The 22,389-nt window shown below is 72.4% G+C and carries 19 protein-coding genes; 3 read left to right on the forward strand and 16 right to left on the reverse strand.

The annotated features are described in order from the left end of the window. Window positions 1-35: 35 nt before the first annotated feature. Entirely contained in the window at window positions 36-1,361 is a 1,326-nt protein-coding gene (locus NIE79_RS10785) for an alpha/beta hydrolase (protein ID WP_238678417.1), read from the reverse strand. Between the two features lie 86 nt (window positions 1,362-1,447). Beyond that, window positions 1,448-2,824 carry a serine hydrolase domain-containing protein gene (locus NIE79_RS10790; RefSeq protein ID WP_238678418.1) on the reverse strand — a complete coding sequence of 459 codons (1,377 nt, stop codon included), beginning with the start codon at window positions 2,822-2,824 and terminating at the stop codon, window positions 1,448-1,450. Window positions 2,825-3,060: 236 nt separating this feature from the next. Here NIE79_RS10790 and NIE79_RS10795 point away from each other — a divergent pair, with 236 nt between their 5' ends. Continuing rightward, entirely contained in the window at window positions 3,061-4,437 is a 1,377-nt protein-coding gene (locus tag NIE79_RS10795; RefSeq protein ID WP_238678419.1) for an FAD-dependent oxidoreductase, read from the forward strand. Window positions 4,438-4,481: 44 nt separating this feature from the next. Here the strand turns inward: NIE79_RS10795 and NIE79_RS10800 are convergent, their stop codons facing one another. From NIE79_RS10800 to NIE79_RS10825, 6 genes are all read right to left on the reverse strand, one after another. Beyond that, a complete protein-coding gene (locus NIE79_RS10800; protein WP_112584538.1) occupies window positions 4,482-4,958 on the reverse strand; it encodes a heme-degrading domain-containing protein in 477 nt (158 codons plus the stop codon). 48 nt (window positions 4,959-5,006) lie between these two features. Further along, on the reverse strand, window positions 5,007-6,467 hold the full coding sequence (locus NIE79_RS10805) for an SDR family NAD(P)-dependent oxidoreductase (RefSeq protein WP_238678420.1): 1,461 nt from the start codon (window positions 6,465-6,467) through the stop codon (window positions 5,007-5,009). Window positions 6,468-6,603: 136 nt separating this feature from the next. Next, window positions 6,604-7,509 (reverse strand): siderophore-interacting protein, encoded by a 906-nt coding sequence (locus NIE79_RS10810; RefSeq protein ID WP_238678421.1) that lies wholly within the window; start codon window positions 7,507-7,509, stop codon window positions 6,604-6,606. A gap of 26 nt (window positions 7,510-7,535) precedes the next feature. Further along, the gene (locus tag NIE79_RS10815) at window positions 7,536-9,635 is read right to left on the reverse strand and encodes an iron ABC transporter permease (RefSeq protein WP_238678448.1); all 2,100 of its coding nucleotides are present in this window, start codon (window positions 9,633-9,635) and stop codon (window positions 7,536-7,538) included. 5 nt (window positions 9,636-9,640) lie between these two features. Then, window positions 9,641-10,624, reverse strand: coding sequence for an ABC transporter substrate-binding protein (locus NIE79_RS10820; protein ID WP_238678422.1), 984 nt, complete (start codon window positions 10,622-10,624; stop codon window positions 9,641-9,643). A gap of 32 nt (window positions 10,625-10,656) precedes the next feature. Continuing rightward, window positions 10,657-11,490 (reverse strand): ABC transporter ATP-binding protein, encoded by an 834-nt coding sequence (locus tag NIE79_RS10825; protein WP_238678423.1) that lies wholly within the window; start codon window positions 11,488-11,490, stop codon window positions 10,657-10,659. A gap of 113 nt (window positions 11,491-11,603) precedes the next feature. On the opposite strand from NIE79_RS10825, the gene NIE79_RS10830 reads away from it, so the two are divergent. Further along, entirely contained in the window at window positions 11,604-14,783 is a 3,180-nt protein-coding gene (locus tag NIE79_RS10830) for an ATP-binding protein (RefSeq protein ID WP_238678424.1), read from the forward strand. A gap of 1 nt (window position 14,784) precedes the next feature. On the opposite strand, the gene NIE79_RS10835 is transcribed toward NIE79_RS10830, so the two are convergent. Both NIE79_RS10835 and NIE79_RS10840 read right to left on the reverse strand, forming a co-directional pair. Then, window positions 14,785-15,612 (reverse strand): ABC transporter permease, encoded by an 828-nt coding sequence (locus tag NIE79_RS10835; protein ID WP_238678425.1) that lies wholly within the window; start codon window positions 15,610-15,612, stop codon window positions 14,785-14,787. Continuing rightward, a complete protein-coding gene (locus NIE79_RS10840) occupies window positions 15,609-16,589 on the reverse strand; it encodes an ATP-binding cassette domain-containing protein (protein WP_238678426.1) in 981 nt (326 codons plus the stop codon). The genes NIE79_RS10835 and NIE79_RS10840 overlap by 4 nt, the downstream gene beginning before the upstream one ends. Window positions 16,590-16,753: 164 nt before the next feature. On the opposite strand from NIE79_RS10840, the gene NIE79_RS33665 reads away from it, so the two are divergent. Then, window positions 16,754-16,882, forward strand: coding sequence for a hypothetical protein (locus tag NIE79_RS33665; RefSeq protein WP_274523918.1), 129 nt, complete (start codon window positions 16,754-16,756; stop codon window positions 16,880-16,882). A 35-nt stretch (window positions 16,883-16,917) separates the two neighbouring features. On the opposite strand, the gene NIE79_RS10845 is transcribed toward NIE79_RS33665, so the two are convergent. Genes NIE79_RS10845 through NIE79_RS10870 form a run of 6 tightly spaced genes read right to left on the reverse strand, consistent with a single transcriptional unit; the run spans window position 16,918 to window position 22,366 of the window. Continuing rightward, window positions 16,918-17,721, reverse strand: coding sequence for a class I SAM-dependent methyltransferase (locus tag NIE79_RS10845; RefSeq protein WP_238678427.1), 804 nt, complete (start codon window positions 17,719-17,721; stop codon window positions 16,918-16,920). Window positions 17,722-17,753: 32 nt separating this feature from the next. Continuing rightward, the gene (locus NIE79_RS10850) at window positions 17,754-18,524 is read right to left on the reverse strand and encodes an ABC transporter ATP-binding protein (RefSeq protein WP_238678428.1); all 771 of its coding nucleotides are present in this window, start codon (window positions 18,522-18,524) and stop codon (window positions 17,754-17,756) included. After that, window positions 18,524-19,267, reverse strand: coding sequence for an ABC transporter ATP-binding protein (locus NIE79_RS10855; protein WP_238678429.1), 744 nt, complete (start codon window positions 19,265-19,267; stop codon window positions 18,524-18,526). The genes NIE79_RS10850 and NIE79_RS10855 overlap by 1 nt, the downstream gene beginning before the upstream one ends. Continuing rightward, window positions 19,264-20,283: a branched-chain amino acid ABC transporter permease gene (locus NIE79_RS10860; protein ID WP_238678430.1), complete on the reverse strand. Its 1,020-nt coding sequence runs from the start codon at window positions 20,281-20,283 to the stop codon at window positions 19,264-19,266. The genes NIE79_RS10855 and NIE79_RS10860 overlap by 4 nt, the downstream gene beginning before the upstream one ends. Next, window positions 20,280-21,167 (reverse strand): branched-chain amino acid ABC transporter permease, encoded by an 888-nt coding sequence (locus NIE79_RS10865; protein WP_238678431.1) that lies wholly within the window; start codon window positions 21,165-21,167, stop codon window positions 20,280-20,282. Before NIE79_RS10865 ends, NIE79_RS10860 begins: the two co-directional genes overlap by 4 nt. A gap of 5 nt (window positions 21,168-21,172) precedes the next feature. Then, entirely contained in the window at window positions 21,173-22,366 is a 1,194-nt protein-coding gene (locus NIE79_RS10870) for an ABC transporter substrate-binding protein (RefSeq protein ID WP_238678432.1), read from the reverse strand. Between the last annotated feature and the right edge of the window lie 23 nt (window positions 22,367-22,389).

The raw sequence follows: 22,389 nt of genomic DNA on the forward strand, positions 1-22,389 counted from the left end.
ACCGTCTCGACCTGAGGTGGCCGGGCCGTCCGCGATCAGAAGTCGTCCACGCTGACCGTCACCCGGTCGGTGCTCGATCTCCAGTTGGGCACGTTGATCACCTCGTAACCGCCGCCGCGTTGGCCCACGGTGATCCGCACCAGGCCGAGGCGGGCCGGCGTCGCCGGGATGAAGACGTCCATGCCGGTGATGAAGGTCTGACTGAAGAACTCCGGCAACGGGGCCGTCAGGTCCGTGACGCCGTCGCTGCCGTCGTCGAAGGCGAAGATGCCGATCGTCCGCTTGACGCGCGGTGTGTTCGCCGCGTTCAGGATGTCCGTGCCGTTGATCCAGAGGTGGTCACCGGCGTCGCCCTGGTCGCCCCACCACTCCTTCTGCCGTTGGATCGTGAGCGCCGTGTGCCGGTCGCTGGTCTCGACCAGGCCGCTGAGGCCCTCGCCCGGCTCGCTGGTCGCGAGGCGTACGAACGAGTCCGAGCGGAGGAACGGCTGGAAGTAGAAGTGGTGCGTAGCGGCGCCCTGGCGCACGATGGCGAACTCGTAGCGGGCAGTGGCGAGCACCGGGAGGGGGCCGAAGGAGCCGTCGCCGCCGAGTGACAGTCGATGCGCGGGCCGGTGTGACAGCCGGCCGCCGGTCAGCGGGCTGACCGGGTACACCTCGAGAGTCGCGCCGGTGACACCGACGTTGCTCGGGAAGAGCACGGCGCGGCCGGAGACCCGGGCGGCGCCGAAGAGTTGCGGCACGATCCGCGTCGTGTGGGGCGCGCTGCCCCGGAGGAAGCCGAAGATCTCGGTGAACGACTCCGCCGACGACACGGTCTGGGTGTGCGACTGGTCCGGCAGGCGCACGTTTGTCGCGCCGACGACGGCGCGGGCGGGGTCACCCTCGCCCCAGATCGCCAGCGTGGGCACACCACCCGGCGGCGACGTCGCCGTGCGCCCGTCCAGGTTGACGTAGTGCGCGACCCGGGCGGCACGCTCCGGCGAGCTGTTGAGATAGCCCTGCGAGACGAAGGTACCCAGCGAGTGCGCCACGAGGTCGACCCGGTCCGCGCCGGTGGCCGCCAGCAGGCGGGAGATCCGTGCGTCGAGACCCGCGTAGACCTGGGGCAGGATCGTCGCGACGTTCGGGGAGTCGTACTCGTGGGCTTCGACGATGTCGATCGGGTACCCGTTGCTGGCCAGCCGTTTGGTCTGGGTCTCGAACTGCGCCGCCGATCCCGCGCTGCCGTGCACGAAGATCACTGGACGGTACGTCGGTGTGGCGGCGGCTTCGGCGCGTGGAACGGCGACGGCGGACAGGCTGGCCGCGAGGGCGACCCCGGCCACCACGGAGAGCAGCCTCCGGCGGGATGTGTGCATCGATCCTCCACCTGGACGGACGAAGTATTTGCACTACTAGCGCAAGTATCGTGTCAGGGCGGGGCGCGATGGTCCACACCTTGCGGTCAGTTGACCTTCGTGGCGAGCAGGTCGCCGACGGCGGCGCGGACCGGGTCGGGGTCCGACCAACTCCAGTTGGGGTGCGCGCGGTTGGTGAGCAGCGCCAGGACGAGTTTGCGGTCGGGCGCGACCAGGAGCGACGGGCCGGCGAATCCGGTGTGGCCGAAGGTCCGGGCCGAGGTGAGCTTGCCCATGAACCAGCTCTGGTCGAGGGCGACGCCGAGGCCGTGCGCCGAGGTCCGGTTGGGACGCTCCGGGTCGATGGCGGGTTTGCCGGCGTTGTGGTTGGTGAGCATCCGGCGCACCGTCGCGGCGGCGAGGATCCGCTTGCCCTGGTGGGTGCCCTCATTGAGGAGCAGTTGACCGATGACCGCGAGATCGGTTGCGGAGGCGAAGATGCCCGCGTGGCCGGCGATGCCACCGAGGTGGTTGGCGACGTCGTCGTGGACGACGCCACGGAGCAGCCCTCGGGACGAGCGGGCGTCGGTGGCGACCAGTCGGCTGGCCTTCGCGGCGGCCGACAGCCAGCCGTTCGGGTTGAAGCCGGTGTCGCGCAGGCCGAGCGGGTCGGTCAGGTTGCTCTTGAGCGCCTGGTCGAGCCGCTGGCCGGTGACCTTCTCGACGATCTTGCCGGCGACCATGAGCCCGACGCTGGAATAGCGGAACGTGTTGCCCGGCACGGCGCCGGAGACCAGCGGCGTGGTGAGCACGGCGTTCCAGCGGGCCGCGTTGTCGGGCAGGCCGGTGACCTTGGCACCAACGGGAAGGCCGCTCGTGTGGGTGAGCAGCATCTCGACGGTGACCCGCTCCTTGCCGGTGCCGGTGAAGGCGGGCAGGTAGTCGCGCACCGGGGCGCCGAGGTCGACACGTCCCTTGTCGACCTGCTGCAACAGCAGGATGGCCGTGTACACCTTGGTGACCGAGGCGAGGTCGAAGATGGAGTCCGGGCGCATCGCGACGCGCTGGTTCGCCGCGAGCAGCTTCGGGCCCGCCTCATAACGCAGCGCCTCACCGACAGCGGTGCGTACCGTCATCCTTCCGCCCACCAGGACGAGAGCGACAGCACCGGGGAAACCCTTGTGTTGCACGGTCTGCGGGGTCGCGGGCAGGTGTCGCCGGAGCAGGGCGGTCACGTCCTGCGCGTAGCGGGCCTGACGGACTGGTGGGTTGCCGCCGACCCCTGCGTCCGGCGCCCTGGTCGGCGACCCGGGGTCTTCCGCCGCACCAAATCCGACCCGGCTGCCGCTGGCGCCCTTCCCGGTCGCCGCGCCGCCAGGGCCGTCCGAACCGGGGTTCGGCGCGCCGTCGTCGCGGCAGCCGGTGAGGGCAGAGGTCGCGGCGGCCAGGCCGGCCCCGAGCAGAGTACGACGCGCAACGGGCATGCCGGAGATCGTGACAGCCGGCCCGACAACGTGCCACCTGACCCGTCCGAACGTCGGCTTCGTCCGACCTGTCGGCCAACAGGTGGTCATCTGGCGGACACAGCCGGTTGCCATTCAGGCGGTTGTGCGACGATCGGCGGGCATCACGTCGAACGACCGTCCACCGGTCTGTCCGCGCACGGTCGCGGACAGTAACCGGGGAGGGCACACACCTCGTTACCCCCTTGGAGAGCACGATGTCCCTCTCCCCGTCCCGGGTCTTCGCAGAGCTGAACGCGAATCGACCCCCTGACCAGCCGTCCCCGACGATGGGCACTGCCGTCGTTGTCGGCGGCAGCGTCGCCGGCCTGCTGGCCGCGCGGGTGCTGTCCGACCACGCTGACACCGTCGTCATCATCGACCGGGACGACCCGCAGGTGACCGGCGCGCGGCCCGGCGTACCCCAGGGGACACAGCTGCACGCGCTGCTGCCCGGCGGCCTCTTCCAACTGGAGCGGCTGTTTCCCGGATTCCGCGACGAGGCACTGGCGCGCGGAGCGATCGAGGCGCCGCCAGCGGCCCGGCGCAACTACCTCGACGGGCGGCTGAAGGTCGTCGTCCCCGACGACGCCGACAGTCTGGCGGGCAGTCGACCGCTGCTGGAGGGCCTGATCCGCCAGCAGGTGCTCCGACTGCCCAACGTCAAGACGCTCACCGCCCGCGCCACCGGCCTCGTGTTCGACGGCGCCGCGGTCACCGGGGTCCGCTGTGAGGTCGGCGGGGTGGCCGGTGTCGAACGCGCCGACCTCGTGGTGGACGCCATGGGGCGCTCCAGCCGACTCTCGGACTGGCTGGAGCAGGCCGACTGGGACCGGCCGGTCACCCGGCGGATGACAGTGCACCTCAACTACGCGACAGCCCTGTTCCGCCGTCCGGAGGTCACCCCGGCCTCGACTGTCGTGCTGGCCCTGAACACGCCGAGGATGGCGATGGACGTGGCCGGAGCAGCGTTCTTCGCGATCGAGGACGGCCGGTGGATGGCCATGATGGCCGGTTACGGCGACGACCGTCCGGGGCGAACCGCGGCGGACTTCGTCCGCCGCCTGCGCGAGCAGTTCCCACCGGAGTTCGGCGAGGTCGCCGACCAGGAAATGATCGGCGACGTCCAGACCTACCACCATGCCGACAGTCGGCGACGGGACTTCCACGCGCTCAAGCGGTTCCCGGCCGGCCTGATCAGCGTCGGTGACGCCGTCGCGTCCTTCAACCCGGTCTACGGGCAGGGCATGACGGCGGCGGCCCTGCACGCGGCCTGCCTGTCGACGTACCTTCGGTCCGGCCCGGACCTGAGGGCGCCCGCGCGCCACTACCTCGCGCTACAGAAGGTCGTGGTCGACGCCGCCTGGTCGCTCTCCACCTCGGCGGACCTGGCGTTGCCCCACGTCGACGGGCCCTACCCGCGCGGCTACCGGTTCTCCCGGTGGGCCAGCGGCCAGGTCATCGCCGCGACCGTCACGGACGTGGCGACCGCGCGGCGGTTCAACGACGTCGTCTCCATGCGCGAGCACCCGCACTCGCTGGCCCGCCCCAGCGTGCTCCTCGGCGCCCTGCGCGCCAACCGGCGCGCCCGCTGAGCGAGTGACCCGGCGGCCTCGCCAGCGAGGCCGCCGGGCACCCTCTAGCGGGGGAGCTTGCGCAGGATGTCGACAACGAAACGGTGGTCGTCCAGCTGCGGCAGCCCGGAGACACCGACCCAGCCCACCACACCGGTGCCGCGCACGCGCAGGGGCACCGCGCCCCCGGCGGCCGCGTACCGCGACGCCGGCAGGCCGAACCGCTCGGCCAGCGTCACCTGCTTGTCCTGACACAGCCGGGCCATGTAGAGCGAGGAGTGCTCGAACCGCATCACCACCCGCCCCTTGCGGCGCAGCCACGCGTCGTTGTCCGCCGTCGACCCCGGCAGGCCACAGTGGAACAGCTGCCGCCCGGCCCGCCACACGCCCACCGAGACCGGCAGCCGCTGCTCGGTCGCGGCGGTGACGGCGAGCATCCCCAGCTCGTACGCGTCGGTCTCGGACAGGCCCGCGAGCTCCAGCTCGTTCTCCTCGCGCAGCAGCTCGTCCAGCGTCGGCCACGATTCACGGTCAGCTGACATGTTCATCTCCTTGTTGGTGCGGGCGATCATCCTCGTCGTGCGGGACGGTCACCAGGCGCAGGGCGCGTAGTCCTTCAGGAAACAGCCGTACAGGTCCTCGCCCAGCTCGCCGCGGACGATCGGGTCGTACACCCGGGCCGCGCCGTCGACCAGGTCGAGTGGGGCGTGGAAGCCCTCGTCGGCAAGCCGCATCTTCGTCGGGTGGGGGCGTTCGTCGGTGATCCAGCCGGTGTCGACGCTGGTCATCAGGATGCCGTCGGTCAACATCTCCTCGGCGCTGGTGCGGGTCAGCATGTTCAGTGCCGCCTTGGCCATGTTGGTGTGCGGGTGCCCCGGCCCCTTGTAACCGCGGCCGAACTGACCCTCCATCGCCGACACGTTCACCACGTACTTGCGGCGGGCCGGCGCGGCGGCCATCACCGGGCGCAGCCGGCTGACCAGCACGAACGGTGCGGTGACGTTGCACAGCTGCACTTCGAGCAGCTCGACCGGGTCGACCTCCTGCACCCGCTGGACCCAGCTGTTGACCGAGTCGAGGTCGGGCACGAGACCTCCGGCGTCGATGGCGGTGGACGCCGCTATCCGTTCCGGCGAGGCCGAGCCGCTGGTCAATGCCAGCGCGGTGAGCGCGTGCGGGGTGAGCGCCGTCGACTGTGGCCCGGCGGTCAGGCTGCCCACCGGGCCGCCCTGCCCGTCCGGCTTGGCGAACGTGATCAGCTCCGGCAGCGGGCCGTCCGGCAGGGCCGCGGCCTCGGAGGCGATGAGCTGCGCGTACGCCCCGGGGGACCGGCGGACTGTCTGCGCCGCGTTGTTGATCAGGATGTCGAGGGGGCCCTGGCTGCTGACGTCGTCGGCGAGGGCGATCACCTGGGCGGGGTCGCGCAGGTCGATCCCGACGATGCGCAGCCGGTGCAGCCAGTCCGCGCTGTCGGGCATCGCGGCGAAGCGGCGGACCGCGTCGTGCGGGAACCGGGTCGTCACCGTCGTGTGCGCGCCGTCGCGCAGCAGCCGCAGCGCGATGTACATGCCGATCTTGGCCCGGCCGCCGGTGAGCAGCGCACGCCGGCCGGTCAGGTCGGTGCGGGCGTCGCGGCGCTCCCGGTTCAGCGCGGCGCAGGACGGGCAGAGCTGGTGGTAGAAGGCGTCCACCTCGCGGTAGCGCTGCTTGCAGACGTAGCAGCCGCGTGGGTTGTGCAGGAAGCCGGCCGTCTCGCCCGCCGCTGACGACGCGAGCGGAATGCCCTGCGTCTCGTCGTCGATCCGCCCCGGAGCGCCGGTGGCGGTGGCCTCCGTCACCGCCCGGTCGGCGGCGAGGATAGCGTCCCGCCGCTCCTCCCGTCGCCGCTGCTTGATCACCTTGTAGAGCCGGGCGGTGGCCCGCTGCACCTGCACCACGTCGGGGTGGTCGGAGGGTAGCGCCTCCAACGCCTCGAAGACGCTGAGGCAGGCCTCCAGCCGGCTTCGGTCAATACCCTCTTGACCGCTTTCGGTAATGTTGTCCACCGTCATGCGTCGTTGTCTCGTCCCGTATCCCGTGCCGGCTCCAGCCGGCCCGCCCCAAGTCCGACCCGAAACGGTACGCGCCTCACGGCCTCCGACGCACCTCGCGGCCGCGCGGCGTGGTGCGGTGCGTCTCGCGGCGCTGTCAGTCGGCGTCGGCGTGACCGAGCCGCCAGTAGCCCATGAAGGCCACCGCCCGCCGGTCCAGACCCCGCTCGGCGACCAGGTGCCGACGCAGGCTACGGATGACGCCGGCCTCCCCGGCCAGCCACGCGTAGAGCGGCGCCGAGGCCACCTGCTCGGGCACCTCCCACAGGATCTCGGCGTCCACGTCCACGTCCGGCACGGGTTGGGCGGCCGCCGACGTGCCGGGGGTCAGCAGTTCCCCGGCCGCCGCGACGACGGCGGGCACCAGCCGGCTGCCGTACCCGTCAGCGCCCCGGGCCAGCCAGCGGACCTCGACTCCGGGCGGCGCGACCAGCGGCAACACGTCGGCGGGGTCGGGCACCTCCAGCACGACAGTGCCCCGGGCGTCGAGGGGGAGCCGCTCGCAGATGCTGCTGATCGCTGGCACGGCGGTCTCGTCCCCGGCCAGCAGCAACGTGCCGCCGGTGGACTGTCGAAACTCGACCCCGCCGTGGTTGCCGTCGAATCCGGCATCCGGCCCGACCAGGGCGATCTCGTCGCCGACGCTGGCCCGCCGAGCCCAGCGCGTCGCCGGGCCACTGTCGCCGTGCAGCACCAGGTCGACGTCGACCTCGGCCAGGTGCGGGCGGAGCGCCCGCACCGTGTAGGTACGAATCGGGTTGCGCAGGTGCTCCGGCAGGGCGCGCCACGTCGCGTACCAGTCCGCGCCGTCCGGCAGGGTCACCCGGTACTGACCGGGCAGCGGCAGCGCCAGCTTGATCCGCTGGTCGTACCCGTTGTCGGCGAAACGGTCCAGGTCCGCCCCGGTGAAGGTCACCCGGGTGAAGGACGGGCTCAGACGGCGTACCGCGCGGACGGTGACGGCGAACACGCGCCACGGGGCGATGGGCAGGGTCTCGGTCATGGTGCCTCTCTCGGCTCGGGCCGGCTCTACCGGGTGGTGCTCGCCACGGCGCGGGAGCGCCACAGCAGCCAGACGAAGTACGGGGTGCCGATCATGGCGGTGACCAGGCCGGCGGGGATCTGGGCAGGAGCGATGACCGTCCGACCGAGGGTGTCGGCGATGCTGACCAGGGCCGCGCCGAGAAGGGCGGCCACCGGCAGCACCCGGGAGTGCCGCCCGCCGACGAGCGCCCGCGCGGCGTGCGGGGCGACCAGACCGACGAAACCGATGACCCCGACGGCCGAGACGGCGGTGGAGGTGAGCAGCGCCGCCGCGCCGAGCGCGATCAACCGGGTGCGTTCCAGCCGGACGCCCAGCACCCGGGGGGTGTCGTCGTCCAGCGCCATCAGGTCGAGTTCCCGGCGGGCGGCGACCACGGCCGGGGTGAGCACCAGCAGGGCGATCAGCACCGGCAGCACCTGGGTGGGCATCCGACCGTAGGTGGAGCCGGACAGCCAGGTCAACGCCTTGCCGGTGTTCCACGGGTCGAAGGCGACGACCAGGTAGGTGATGACCGCCATGCCGCCCTGCCAGGCGCCGAAACCGATCAGCACCAGTCGGTCGGAGCTCAGTCCGCCGCGCCAGGCCAGGCCGTAGACCAGGGCGAACGCCAGCATCGCGCCGAGCCCGGCGACGCCGGAGACGGCCCACACCCCGGCCAGCGGCACGAAGGTGAGCAGGGAGACCGCGCCGAGCCCGGCGCCGGCGGTGATGCCGAGGATGCCGGGTTCGGCCAGCGGATTGCGGCAGACAGCCTGCACCGTGGTGCCGGCGACCGCGAGCGCCGCGCCGGCCAGAACCGCAGCGGCGACGCGCGGCCACCGCTGGTCCAGCACAAAGGTGTACGCGGGCCCGGTGCTGCCGTTGACCCAGTTGACGACATCGCCGAGCAGCACCCAGGTGTCACCGGCGAGCATGCCGACCGCCACGGCGCAGATGGTCAGCACGGCGGTGGCGGCGACGACGCCACGGTGGAAGGCGGCGGAGCGGACTGCGGCGTGCCCGCCGGGCGGACGACGGGTGGGGCCGGCGTCGCGGTGCCGGCGGGCCAGCCAGATGAGGATCGCCGCGCCGAACAGGGTGGTGACCACGCCGGTGGGGATGTCGACCCCGGCCTGCCCGCCCATCACGGCCCGCAGCAGCACGTCGGAGCCGAGCACGATGATGACCCCGGCGATGCCGGACAACGGCAGCAGGATGCGGTGCCGGTGCACGCCCGGCACCACTGGGGCGAGCAGCCGGACGATCACCGGTGCGCACAGGCCGACGAAGCCGACCGGGCCGGTGAGGGTGACGGCCGCGGCGGAGAGCAGCACGGCCAGCACCATGACGGTGAGCCGGGTGCGCCGCACGTCGAGACCGAGCACTGTGGCGGTGTCGTCGCCGAGGGCGAGGATGTCGAGGCGGTGCCCGAGCAGCACGAGCACGGTGGCGGCGCCGACGATCACCGGAGCGAGTTGGGTCAGGGCGGTCAGGTCGCTCTGCACCAACGAGCCGTTCCCCCAGGCGAACAGCCCGATGGTGGCCTGCTCGAACAGGAGCAGCAGCAGTGTGGTCACCGAGCCGAGCGCCAGCGCGGTCGCCGAGCCGGCGAGGATCAACCGGGTGGTGCCGGCCTGCCCACCGGAGGACATCGCCATCACCAGGCCGGCGGCGGCCAGCCCGCCGCAGAAGGCGAGGCCGCCGACGGGCAGCGCGGGCAGCGAGACGCCGAACGCGGCGACGGCGACGATCGCCAGGTGGGCGCCCGCGTTGACCGCGAGCGTGTCGGGGGAGGCGAGCGGGTTGCGGGCGATCGACTGCAACGCCGCCCCGGCGAACCCGAGCGCCACGCCGATGGCCAGCCCGGCGAGCAGCCGGGGCAGCCGGGAGGCGATCAGGACGCGGGCCGCCTCGTCGTCGGCACCGGTGGCGAGCCGCAGCAGGTCCAGGGCGCCGACGTTCGAGGTGCCCTGGGTGAGGTGCACCGCGCCGACCACGAGCAGCAGCAGGATCGCGGCGACGAAGACGCCGGCGACGCGGGGCACGGCCAGGCGTCCGCCCGGAGCCGGCCGGGTGGCCGGCTCCGGGCGTGGGGGCGCGTTCAGCACGCTCACACCGTGTACGTCTTGACGAGCTCGTCGATGTACTGCTTGCCGGAGAGCGGACCGCCGAAGGTCCAGATGCCGCTGGGCATCTTGTGCAGGTTGCCCCTCTGGACGAAGGGCAGCGACTTCCAGATGGCGTTGCCGGCGAGACCGTCGGCGAACACGTCGTCGCCGTCGGAGGCGTTGTAGAACAGGTGCATGTTCGGGTCCTTGAGGACCGTCATGCCCTCGACGTCGGTCTGGCCCAGGCCCCACACCTCATCGGTCTTGCCGGTCCAGGCGTTGGTGAGGCCGAGCTGGATGCCGATCTGGGAGACCAGCGCGCCAGTGCCGAACATCCGGATGCTGACGGTGCTGCCCTCCTTCCAGCCGTCGGCGATGGCGAACGGTCGGCCGGCGGCACCCGCGTCGGCGATCTTCTTCTTGCCGTCGGCGATGGCCGCGTCGAAGTCGGTAAGCAGCTTCTCCGCCTCGGTGGTCTTGCCGACAGCCTTCGCGATCATGGTGAGGTCGGTGCGCATCCGCCCGAGGTTGTCGGTGGCGTCACTGCCCTTGGCGACCACGACCGGCACGAACTTCTCCAGCTGACTGACCATGTTGGCGCCCCGGTCGTCCTCCATGACGACGAGGTCGGGCTGGAGGGCGACGATCGCGTCCACGCTGGGCTCGCCGCGGGCGCCGACGTCCTTGACGCTCGGGTCGAGCTTCGCGGAGGTGACCCAGGTGCCGTAGCCCTTGGGGTCGGCGACACCGACGGGCATGACGCCCAGGCTGACCAGCAGCTCGGTCTCGCCCCACTCAAGCCCGACGACCTTGGTCGCCGGCGCCTTGAGGGTGATCTCCTTGCCCCGGCTGTCGGTGACGGTGACCGGGCCGCCGGCCGCCGAGGCGGAGGGGTCGGGGGTCGCGGCGTTCTCGGTGGTGCCGCAGGCGCCGAGCGTCAGCGCGGCCGCGACGGCGATCAGGGCGGTGAAACGGGTATGGGTCATGACGGTCTTTCTCTGCTGTGGATGGGGGTGGCTCAGACCAGGGCGCGGATCTGGTGCCGCCCGACGGGGCGGGTGGTGACCAGCCCGCTGATCGGATCGGTGGTCACCTCGATGCGGATCCCGTAGGTCTCGGTGAGGGCGTTCTCGGTGAACACCGTTGCCGGGGTGCCGGTGGCGCGGACCCGGCCCTGCTGCAACAGGACCACCTCGTCTGCCACGGCGGCTGCCTGGTTGAGGTCGTGCAGCACGACGCCGACGGCGACGCCGTGATCGTCCGCGAGGTCACGGACCAGGTCGAGGATCTCCACCTGGTAGCGCAGGTCGAGGAACGTGGTGGGTTCGTCGAGGAGCAGAACCTGGGTGTCCTGGGCGAGGCAGGTGGCCAACCAGACCCGCTGCAACTCGCCTCCGGAGAGTTCGTCGACGGGACGGTCGGCCATCGCGGCGACGCCGGTGACGTCCATGGCGCGTGCGATGGCGGCGGGACCGTCCGGGTCCTCGGTGCGCCAGCGCCCCCGGTAGGGGTGGCGGCCGTAGCCGACGACGTCGCGGACGGTGACGCCGCTGGGCACCGGACGGCTCTGGGCGAGCAGTGTGACCCGCCGGGCGAACTCCCGGGCCGCGAGGCTGGCGGCCGTGACGCCGTCGGCGAGGTGCACGATTCCGGCCTCGATCGGGTGCAGCCGGGCCAGGGCCCGCAGCAGTGTGGACTTGCCGCTGCCGTTGGGCCCCACCAGTGCGGTGACGGCACCCGCGCGGAGGTTGATCACGGCATCGTGCACCACCGGCACACCGTGATAGCCCAGACGGAGGTCGACGCCGGACAGGCTGCGCTCCCCGTTGACCGACGCCAACTCGCTCTGCATGAGGTTAGGCTAACCTAACTGAATGACGGCCTGTCAAGCCGGTCGAGGGGCCGCAACCGGTCTGGCGGACCGGTGGTCGTCGGGCCCGTGCGCGCGTGGGGGATGCTGGGTCCGTGCACATCGCGACCCTCGGCCCACTCGCCGTCGACGGCCAGCCCGTTCGGGGTGAGCGGCTCGCGGCGGTGCTCCGCGCGCTCGTCGACGCGCGGGGACGGGCGGTCTCCGTGAGCCTGCTCGTGGACGCCGTCTGGGACGGCGCGCCACCGGACGACGCGACCGGCGCCGTCCAGGCGCTCGTGTCCCGGGTGCGCCGTCTCGGGCTGCCCGTGGTCGCGGTGCCGGGCGGATACCGGCTGCCCGCCGAGGAGATCTCCGTCGACGCGGTCGAGGCCCGCGCGCTCGTCGATCAGGCGGGCACCCTGCTCCGGTGCGGTGACCTGCGTGCCGCCCGTGCCCTGACCGATCAGGCGCGGGCCCTGTTCCCCGAGGTGCCGGAGCTGGTCAGCGTCGAGGACACCCGCCTGTTCGCGGAGGTCGCCGCGCTGCGCGCGCAGGCGGCACTCGCCGGCGTGGGCCCGTTCGACGAGGTCGACCTGGGCCGACTCGTCGCGCGGACACCGCCGGACGAGCCGTCCGCCGCCCTGCTCGTCCGGGTGCTGGCAGCGCAGGGGCGGGAGGCGGAGGCCCTGGAGGTGGTCGAGCGGCTGCGCGCCGACCTGGCCGACCGGTACGGCACCGACCCGTCGCCCGTGATCACCACCGTCCACCTGGCGTTGCTGCGCGGCGAACTCACCGCACCGCCCGTCGCGGCGCCACCCCGGCACCCGGCGCGGATCACGCTGCCCGCCGCGTGGCGCCGTCCCATGGCCGCCCTCGTCGGGCGGGAGCGGGACGTGAAGGCCGTCACCGACGCGCTCGCCGAGACACCTGTCGTGACGATCGTGGCGACCGGCGGGGCGGGTAAGACCCGGCTCGCCGCCGAGGTGGCCAGGCGCACGGCGGCGGGTGGGCGGGCGGTACGCGTGATCGAACTCGCTGGCCTGCGCTCGCCCGACGAGGTACTGCCCACTGTGCTCGCCGCGCTCGGCGGCGCGGACACCACGACCACCGGCGGCAACCTGGGTCTGGAACGGCGGGTCCTCAGCCCCGAGGAGCGGCTACGCGCCGTGGCGCCGGACCTGGACGGGCTGGTGGTGCTGGACAACTGCGAGCACGTGCTCGACGCGGTGGCCGTCGTCGTCGCGGACCTGGTCGCGGCGGCCTCGCCGGAGGTCGCGGTGCTCGCGACGAGCCGCGCCCCACTGGGCCTGGTCGGCGAGCTGGTGCACCGACTGACCGCGTTGCCGGACGCCGACGCGCTCGCGCTGGTCGAGTCCCGGGCACGGGCCGGCGGCGCCGTGCCGACCTGGGACACCGAGCGGGCGCTCGCCCTGTGCCACCGGCTCGACAACCTGCCGTTGGCGCTCGAACTGGCCGCCGCGCGACTGCGGCACATGCCGATCGACGACGTGCTCGCCGGGCTGACCGACCGGTTCGCGCTGCTCGACGACGCCCTGCGCGGCCTGCCCGAGCGGCACGCGAGCCTGTGGGCGCTTGTCGACTGGAGCAGGGAACTGCTCGCCGAGGCCGACCGGGACCTGCTCCAGCGGGTCGCCGTCATTCCCGCGCCGTTCACCGCGGACCTCGCCGCTGCCGTCGCGCAGGCCCCGAACGTCCGTCGCGGCCTGGCGACCCTCGTCGAACAGTCCCTGTTGACACTGGTCGAGGGGGACGGTCCGCCGCGCTACCGCATGCTCGAAACGGTCCGTGAGTACGGCGAGGCCCGGCTGGACGCCTCCGGCGCCCGGGATCAGGCCATGGCCGGGCTGGTCCGCTGGGCGCGGGAGCAGGCCGTCGCACTGGCCGCCCGCTTCATCGGCCCCGGCCAGGTCGAGGCGCTGCACCGTTGCGCCGCCGAGCAGGACAACCTGGTCGCGGGCCTGCGGTGGGCGATGGGAGCGGACAACGAGCCCGCCGCCGTCGACGTCGCCACCGCGCTGTTCCACCTCTGGTCGGTGCGGGGCCTGCACCTGGAGGTCCTGGCCTGGGCGCGCGGGCTGCTGCACATCGACGACCCACAGCGGCGGCTGCGGTCGGCGATCCTGCGCGGCTCGGCCAGCGGTCGGCCACTGCCCAACGCCGACCGGCTGGCCTGGATGTGCGTGGTGATCAGCGTGAATGCCGGCGTCAGCGCCGATCTGCGGCCCGCCGTGCTCGCCCGGCGGGCGCTACGGACGCTCCAGGCCGAACGTCCCGCCGAGGTGTCGTCCCGGCTGAGCGCTCTCGCGTCGGCGCTGCCCGGCTTCGACGCGTCCGATCTGGAGCAGAGCTTGAAGAGCGCGACCGAGATGGTCGCGCACCCTGACCCGTATGTGCAGGGGCTGGGGTTTTTCGCGCGCGCGGCGGTACGGGAGAACGGCGGCCTGCCGGAAGCGTCGATCAGCGACGCCGAGCAGGCGTACCACCGCTTCGAGGCCGCCGGCGACCACTGGGGCATGGCGATGGCGGCGGGTGCGGTCGGGCAGTTCCTGGTCCCGGGTGGGGACGCCCGGTCGGCCGAGTGGCTGACCCGCAGCGTCCGGCACATGGAGTTGGTCGGCGCCACGCAGGACGCGCGGTCGATCCGGGTACGGCTTGACGTGCAGCTCGCCCTGACCGGCGACGCGGAGGCGGAGCAGCGACTGGGCGAGACTGCCGCGCTGGGTCAGGCGGAGCAGATCGACGCCGCGCAGGCGCTACTCGGCCTGGCGCACCTCGCCTGGCAGCGTGAGCGGTACGACGAGACGCTCGCCCACGCCGAGGAGGTGACGCGCGTCCTCGCCGGCTGGGTCGGGCCGCAGCCACAGCCCCGCGTGATGCTCCGGGCCACGGCGGCGATCATCTACCTGCGGGTGGCCCAGGTTGGGCGGGTGTCGGGCACCGACGCCACCGTTCAGGCGGCCGCGATGCTGTCGCTCGCCCGTGACGATGCGCTGACCTCGCGGGACCTGCCGGTGATCGGGGCGTGGGCGTCGGGCGGCGCGGAGTTCGCGGCGTACCGGGGCGACGCCGACGCCGCACGCGAACTGGCCGTACTCGCCAAGCGGATCGGCACCCAGATCGAGATGTTCTTCCCCTTTGAGAACGGCGAACGGCTCAACGCCATCCTCGGGAACGAGGAGCAGCGTGAGCCGTTGGTGGCCGCGTGGCGCGAGCGGCCACCCGCCGCAGCCGTGAGCCGGATCCGCGAGCTGATGGACGACCTGCTCGCCTGACTCAGATCTTCTTGCGGTACGCCCGCAACGCCAGCGGCATGAACACCGCGACGAAGCCGGCGCACCAGGCGAGCGTCCACCACACGTGGTTGCCCAGCGGGGTGCCGAGGAACAACCCGCGGACCGACGCCACCAGGTGGGTCATCGGGTTGACGTCCACGAACGCCTGCATCCAGCCCGGCAGGGTGTCGGCGCCGACGAACACGTTGGACGCGAAGCTCAGCGGCATGATCAACGCGAACATCACACCCTGTACGGCACCCGCGGTCCGCACCTTCATCGACACCAGCACGGGCAGCCAGCTCAGGCAGAGCGCGAACAGCACCGCCAGCAGACATCCGGCGATCGCCCGGAACGGGTCGGTGTCGATCCGGAAACCCATCACGTAGCCGATCGCTAGGGTCGACACGGTGACGATGACGTACCGGACGACGTCGCCGAGGACCGCGCCGACCAGTGGTGCGGAGCGGGGGATCGGCAACGACCGGAACCGGTCGAAGATGCCCTTGGCGATGTCGGTGTTGAGGTTGACGCCGATAGCGATGGCGCCGGTGGCGATCGTCTGCGCCAGGATGCCGGGCAGCAGGAACTGGAGGTAGTGGTGGGTCGAGCCGGCGACGGCGCCGCCGAAGACGTACACGAAGATGATGAGGAACAGCACCGGTTGCAGTGTGACGTCGATGAGCGCCTCGGGCGTACGCCAGGTCTTGATGAGGCTGCGCTTGGCGAGCGCCAACGAGTGCCGGACCAGCCGGAACGGCCGAGGATTCGGCGCGGTCGTCGAGAGTGCGCGGCTTCTCGGGGGCGCTGTGTCGGTCAGAGTGCTCATGCCGCGACCTCCGTGGGGCGGGTGGTGTCGTCTTCTGATGCCGTACGCCCGGTGAGGGTGAAGAACACCTCGTCGAGGCTCGGCAGGTGCAGGGAGAGTTCGGTGACCGCGATGCCGGCCGTGGCGAACCGCGCGACGCTCTCGGTCAGGGCGGCGTCGTCGGTGACCGGCACCGCGAGCACGCCCTTGCGGATCTCGTCGGCCTGCGCGCCGGAGCCGACCTGGGTCAGGATCTCCGCGGTGCGGGGCAGCTGAGCAGGATCGGACGGCCGGACCTCCAGGGTCTGCCCGCCGACCACCCGCTTGAGCCCTTCGGGGGTGTCGTGCGCGATGACCCGGCCGTGGTCGATCACCGTGATCGCGTCGGCGAGCGCGTCGGCCTCCTCCAGGTACTGAGTGGTGAGCAGCACCGTCGAGCCGTTGTTGACAAGCGTTCGGACCACGTCCCACATGTCCTCGCGCTTGGCCGGGTCAAGCCCTGTCGTCGGCTCGTCCAGGAAGATCACGTCGGGGGCGCCGACCAGGCTGGCGGCCAGGTCCAGCCGTCGCCGCATGCCCCCGGAGTAGGTCTTGGCCTGACGGTTCGCGGCATCGGTCAGGTCGAACCAGTCGAGCAGCTCGGCGGCCCGTCGCCGGGCGCCGGTGCGCCCCAGCTCCAGCAGGGTGCCGAACAGCTCCAGGTTCTGCCGCCCGGTCAGGTCCTCGTCGACCGAGGCGTACTGGCCGGTGAGGCCGATACTCTGCCGAACGCGCTCGGCGTCCCGTACCACGTCGAAACCAGCGATTCGGGCGGTCCCGCCGTCCGGGGTGAGCAGGGTCGAGAGGATGCGCACTGCGGTGGTCTTGCCGGCGCCGTTGGGGCCGAGCACCCCGAGCACCGTCCCGCGGGGTACGGCGAGGTCCACGCCCTGTAGCGCCCTCGTCTTCCCGAATGTCTTCACGAGGCCCTCGGCCTCGATCACCAGGTCACTTGTCATGCGCCGAGTCTGCGCGGGCCCGCTGACACCGCCCCGACACGCCACCGACACGAGCTGACACGGCCTGACACGGGGGCCGCGACGCCTGCGCCGATCTTGCGGGTTCGGTTGCCGAAAAGCGCGGAATGCTCCATTTGCTGGGACAGTAAGTGCAAGATCGCGGAATGGGGCGAGGCACCACGGACATGGGCCGGCCGGGCTCCCTCGCGGGGAGCCCGGCCGGTGCGGTCGACGCCGTCGTAGAGCTGTCCGGAGCGCAGCGGGGGGAGGTGCTGCGGCGGGAGAGGTACTGACGGCGTGACCGCGCTCCGCGCGGTGGTCCACCTGCTCAGCTCGGTAGGCGGCCCCGCGTGGAGACGAAGTGGTACGACATGACGGCGAACCCGGGGTCACCAAGTAGCCGCCGGAAGGCGTTCAGTTGGTTGGGCGACAGACCCGCCGCCAGCAGGTCCGGTTCCAACTGGCGGGAGTTGGTCTCGTAGAGCGAGGTGCCCGTCGAGCCGCCGGCCCAGCTCTGCGAGTGGGTGATGGTGTCCAGGTCGGTCAGACCGGCGAGGGCCATCTCGGTGTGCACGTCCTGCGCCCACCCCAGGTCGGCGCCGTGGTCCTCCAGGACGCCCATCATGGCGTCCATGACCTGCGCGAAGAGCTTCGCGGCGTCGTCGCTGGGCGCGGTCAGCACCCGCTGCGGCGCTGTGCAGTCGAACTCCTCGACCACCAGCCACCCGCCGGGCGCCAGCGCGCCGGTGAGCGTGCGCAGGACCCGTCGTCGATCGGGGAGGTGCAGCAGCACCAGCCGGGCGTGGATCAGGTCGAAAGCGTCCCCGGGTGGCGGTTCGGTGCGCACGTCGTGCTGGCGTACCTGCAGGTTGCCCTCGGCCACGAGGTGAGTGGGGTCGATGTCGGTGGCCAGCACGTGCCCGTCGTCGCCGACCGCGCGGGCCATCCGCCGGGCCATCGAGCCGCCACCGGCCCCGACCTCCCAGCAGGTCGCCCCCGGCTCCAGCACCGGGCGGGCCAGCCGCCGCGTCGTGATCGGGTCCAGGAAGGACTCCAGAGCGTGCATCTGGGGAACGGCGTCCGGTGCGCCGTTGTCGAACGTGTACGTGTCATCGCTCGTAGCTGTTGTCATCGGTGTCTACCTCTCCGTGAAGGGTCGGGTGACTACGGGGTGTCGGCCCAGAGCCGAGGGGTCGATCGGTTGGCCGGGGGCGGCGCAACGGCGGCGACGCTCAACATCGCCGCCAGTGGGGCCGGATCGCGGCGGGCCTCCGCGGTCGGCCGGTCGTAGACCACCCGGCCGTACTCCAGCACCGCCACCCGGTCCGCGATCTCCATGGCGTGTTGGAGTTGCTGCTCCACGAGCAGCACTGTCAGGCCGTCGGCGGCGAGACCGTTGACGAGTTCGCGGACCCGCGCCGCCAGATCGGGCGAGAGGCCCTCACATGGTTCGTCGAGCAGCAGCACCCGGGGTTGGCCGAGCAGCGCACGGGCTATCGCCAGCATCTGCTGCTCGCCGCCGGAGAGTTCGCAGCCGCGGTGTCGCAGCCGCACCGCCAACCTCGGCAGCAGTTCCAGGGTCCGGGCGACCGTCCAGCCCTCGCCGCCGGAGGTGGGGGCCCGCCACGGCGCGGCCGCCAGGTGCAGGTGCTCGGCCACCGTCAACCGGGAGAAGACCCGTCGGCCCTGCGGGACGAGACCGACACCGGACTGGGCGATGCGATGTGGTTGTCGGCCGGCGACGTGCACGCCGCCGATCTCGATGCGACCGCTGGAAGCGCGAACCAGCCCGGCGATGGTGTGCACGAGCGTGCTCTTGCCCGCCCCGTTGCGGCCCACCACGGCCTGGATGCTGCCCGGGCGTACCCGCAGGCTGACTTCGTGCAGAACGATTCCCCCGCCGTAGCCGGCGCAGAGACGATCCACAGTGAGCATCAGGCCACCCCGTCGGCGTAGGCCTGCCGCACCAGCGGCGAGGTACGGATCTCGTCCGGTGTGCCGGCGGCCAACGTCTGACCGTCGCGCAGCACCGTGACCGTGTCGGAGAGGGCGTACACCAGGTCCAGTCGGTGCTCGACCAGCAGCACGGCGACCGCCCGGGGCAGCGCCTGGAGCAACTCGACCAGCCGGCCGACCTCGATGGCGGACAGCCCGGCCGCCGGTTCGTCGAGGAGCAGCAGGCGGGGGCGACCGGCCAGGGCCATCGCGATCTCCAACTGGCGTCGTTGTCCGTGCGCGAGGTGCCCGGCGGGCACCGCCGCGACGGCGGTGAGCCCCATCTGGTCCAGCAGCGGGCCGGCCAGGCGCTGGGCGGCGCGTCGGCGTCCGCCCGGCCACCACCGTCGGCGTCCGACGACCCGTGGCAGGGCGGCCACCACGACGTTCTCCGTCGCGGTGAGCGTCGGAAAGACCGCGGGTCGTTGGTGGATTCGGTTGATGCCCCGCCGCGCCCGGGCCGCCGGGCCGAGCCGACCGACGTCTCGTCCGTCGAACCGCACGGTGCCGCGGTGCGGCCTGGTGGACCCGCCGATCACGTTGAGCAGGGTCGTCTTGCCGGCCCCGTTCGGGCCGATCAGCGCGTGCCGCTGGCCGTCGTGGATGCGCAGGTCCACGCCGTCGAGCGCGGCGAGCGAGCCGTACCGCACGCTGACATCCTGGGCTTCCAGCAGGCCGGTCACCGGCGCAGCTCCGCAACGGTGGCCTGATCAGGGGCGGCGGGTGGGTTCGCCTGTAGCGCCGGGACGCCCGGCGGGCGCAGCCGACCCCGGGCCCGGTTGACGCCGGTGGGCAGCAGGTAGACCGTCGCCACGAACAGCGCGCCCAGCACCAGTGGCGCGTGGCCGGGCAGCACCCCGAACAGCCAGTCCCGGACGGCGATGACCAACGCCGCACCCACCAGGGCTCCGCCCACCGAGGCGGTGCCACCGATGACGACGCCGAGCAGCAGCAGCGCGGACGTGTCGAAGCCGAAGTCGGCGGGGGAGATGTACTGCTGGGCGACGACCAGGAGCGAGCCGGCGGCACCGGCGATCGCCCCGGCGGCGATGTGCGCGCCGGACAGGTGCAACGCCACCCGGTGTCCGCTGGCCCGCAGCCGCGTCTCGTCGTCACGGCCGGCACGCAGCACCAGCCCGGCCCGGGTACGCAGCAGCACCAGCACCGCGCCGACCAGCGTGGCCACGACGGCCAGGGCGTACAGGTAACGAGCCTGATCGTCGGCCAGGGCCGGGAGCCCCCAGAACGGGCGGACCGCGGGGATGCCGGCCAGCCCGTCCGTGCCACCGGTCACCGACCGCCACCGCCCCAGGACGATGACGACGAGTTCGCCGATGGCCAGGGTGATCATCAGGACGATCACCCCTCGGGCGTGCACGACGAGCGGCACGGTGAGCGCCGCCAGCAGCGCCCCGGCGGCCGCCGCGACCACGAGCTGCACGACGCCGACGTCGGAGACTCGGCTGCCGACCACGGCGCACGCGTAGGCACCCGCCGCGTACGGTGCGGTCTGGCCGAGGGTCGGCATGCCGGCGACGCCGGTGAGCAGCGCCACGCTCACCCCGACCAGGGCCAGCGCCAGCGTCCGGGCCAGGATCGACGTGGTGTAGTCGTCGACCACCCAGGGCGCCACGACCAGGCCGACCAGGACGAGCGCCGCGATGCCGCCCCGAACTCGCCGGATCACCTCACCCCTCATGCCGTCCTCCACCTGCCGGCCAGGCCCCGCGCCCGCACGGCCAGCACGGCCGCCATGGCGGCGAACAGCAGGAACGGCGCGGCGGAGGGCAGCAGCGCCACTCCCAGCGTCTGGATCTCACCGATCGCGAGCGCGGCCAGCAGGGTGCCCGCCATCGACCCGAGACCACCGAGGACGACCACCACCAGGGAGAGCAGCAGCACCGTGTCGGCGGTGCCTGTGCCGGGGCCGATGATGGGCGCGCCCAGGACCCCGGCCGCGCCGGCCAGCGCACCGGCGGCGGCGAGCACACCGGCCCGGATCCGCGCCGGACTCACGCCCAGGCAGGCGACCATCTCCGGGTCGTCGACGGCCGCCCGGACCAGCATCCCGGCCCTGGTGCGTCGCACCACCAGGTAGAGGGCGGCGGCGAGCACCGCGGCGACGACGATGAACACCAACCGGTACGCGGCGTAGCGGTGGCCCGCGATCATCACCGACCCCTCCAGGGCGGAGGGCACCTGGACCTGCGGGTTGTCGGGCCCGAAGCCGGCGACGAGCAGGCTACCGCCGGCCAGCGCCACCCCGAACGTCAGCAGCGCCTGACTCAGGTGGTTGCCGGTGGCGACCGGTGTGAGCAGGCCGGCCAGGAGCACCCCCGCCGCTGCGGCGGCCAGCACACCGACGGCGAGGGCCAGCGCCAGGCTCGCCCAGCCGCCGTCGAGCAGCGCCGCGGCGGTGTACCCGCCGATCGCGTAGAGCAGGCCGTGCGCCAGGTTGAGGATGTTGGCGACGCCGAAACAGACGACCAGGCCCGACGCGGCGACGAACACGAGCAGCCCGTAGGCGACTCCGTCCAACGCCGGGATCAGGTACGGGTCGATCCGGTTCGTGCCTGCCGCCACCGCTATCACCGGCCGACGGTCGCGAGGTCGCCCACGACGGTGTTGGACAGCGCCCGGCCGTCCTGGCGGACCTGCCGCAGGTACCACTTCTGCACCGGGGAGTGCGTGGTGGTGGAGAACTGCCAGGTGCCGCGCGGGCTGGCGATCTGGCCGAGTTGGCCGATGGCCGTGTTGATGGCCTCGGGGGTCGGGTCGCTTCCGGCGGCGCCGATCGCCCGGTCCAGCACTGCTGCCGCGTCGTACGAGGCCAGGGCGTAGGTCGTCGGCGAACCGTCGTGCTTCGCCTTCCACGCGGCCACGAAGGCGCGGTTCTCCGCGTTGTCGAGGTCGGGCGAGTAGTTGAGCACCGAGTAGATGTCGCGGGCGGCCTCGCCCTGTGCGTTGAGCACGCCGCCCTCGGTGAGGAACCCGGCCGCGTACAACGGGATGTCCTTGATCTCCGACTGCGCGTACTGCTTCACGAAGTCGACGGCGGCGCTGCCGGCGTAGAAGGTGTAGACGGCCGCCGCGCCCGAGGCCTTGATGCGGGCGAAGTACGGGAGGAAGTTGGTGGTGGCCGGGAACGGCGTGAAGGTCGTCTTGCCGTCGGCGTTCGCGAGCTTTCCGCCGATCTTGCCGAACGCGTCGGTGAAGCCGCGCAGCTCGTCCCAACCGCCCTGGTAGTCCGGGCCGATCGCGTACACCGAGCCCTTCACGTTGTCGCGGACGTGTTGGGCGATCGCCGCCCCGGGCTCGTCGGAGAGGTACGAGGTGTGCCAGACCCGGGAGACGTCCTTGAGCTCCGGCCGGCCGTTGGAGCCGACCAGTGGCACCTTGGTCTCGTTGAGAACAGGGGTGACTCCGGCGACCGAGCCACCACCGACGATGCCGGTGAGCGCGGACACCCGGTCCTGCTTGAGCAGCTTGGTCGCCGCCGGGACAGCGGTCTGGGCGCCGTTGCCCTCGTCCGCGACGATGAGGTCGACCTGCCGGCCGCCCAACTTGCCGTCGTGGGTGTCCAGGTAGAGCTGGAAGCCGTCGCGGATCTCCGTACCGACCGCCTGGTACGTGCCGGACAGCGACGCGAGCAGGCCGATCTTTATCGGGCCGCCGGCGCTCGTGCCCGGAGCGTCGTCGCCGCAGGCCGTGCTGGTGGTCAGCACGGCGGCGAGCAGCGCGGCGGTGAGGGCACGGCTGCGCCAAGGCGTGGTGAGAGGCATGTCTAACTCCAGAGGAAGGGGAA

It is taken from the genome of Micromonospora trifolii (assembly GCF_022229005.1).
In the GTDB taxonomy this organism is placed as follows: Bacteria; Actinomycetota; Actinomycetes; order Mycobacteriales; family Micromonosporaceae; genus Micromonospora; species Micromonospora trifolii.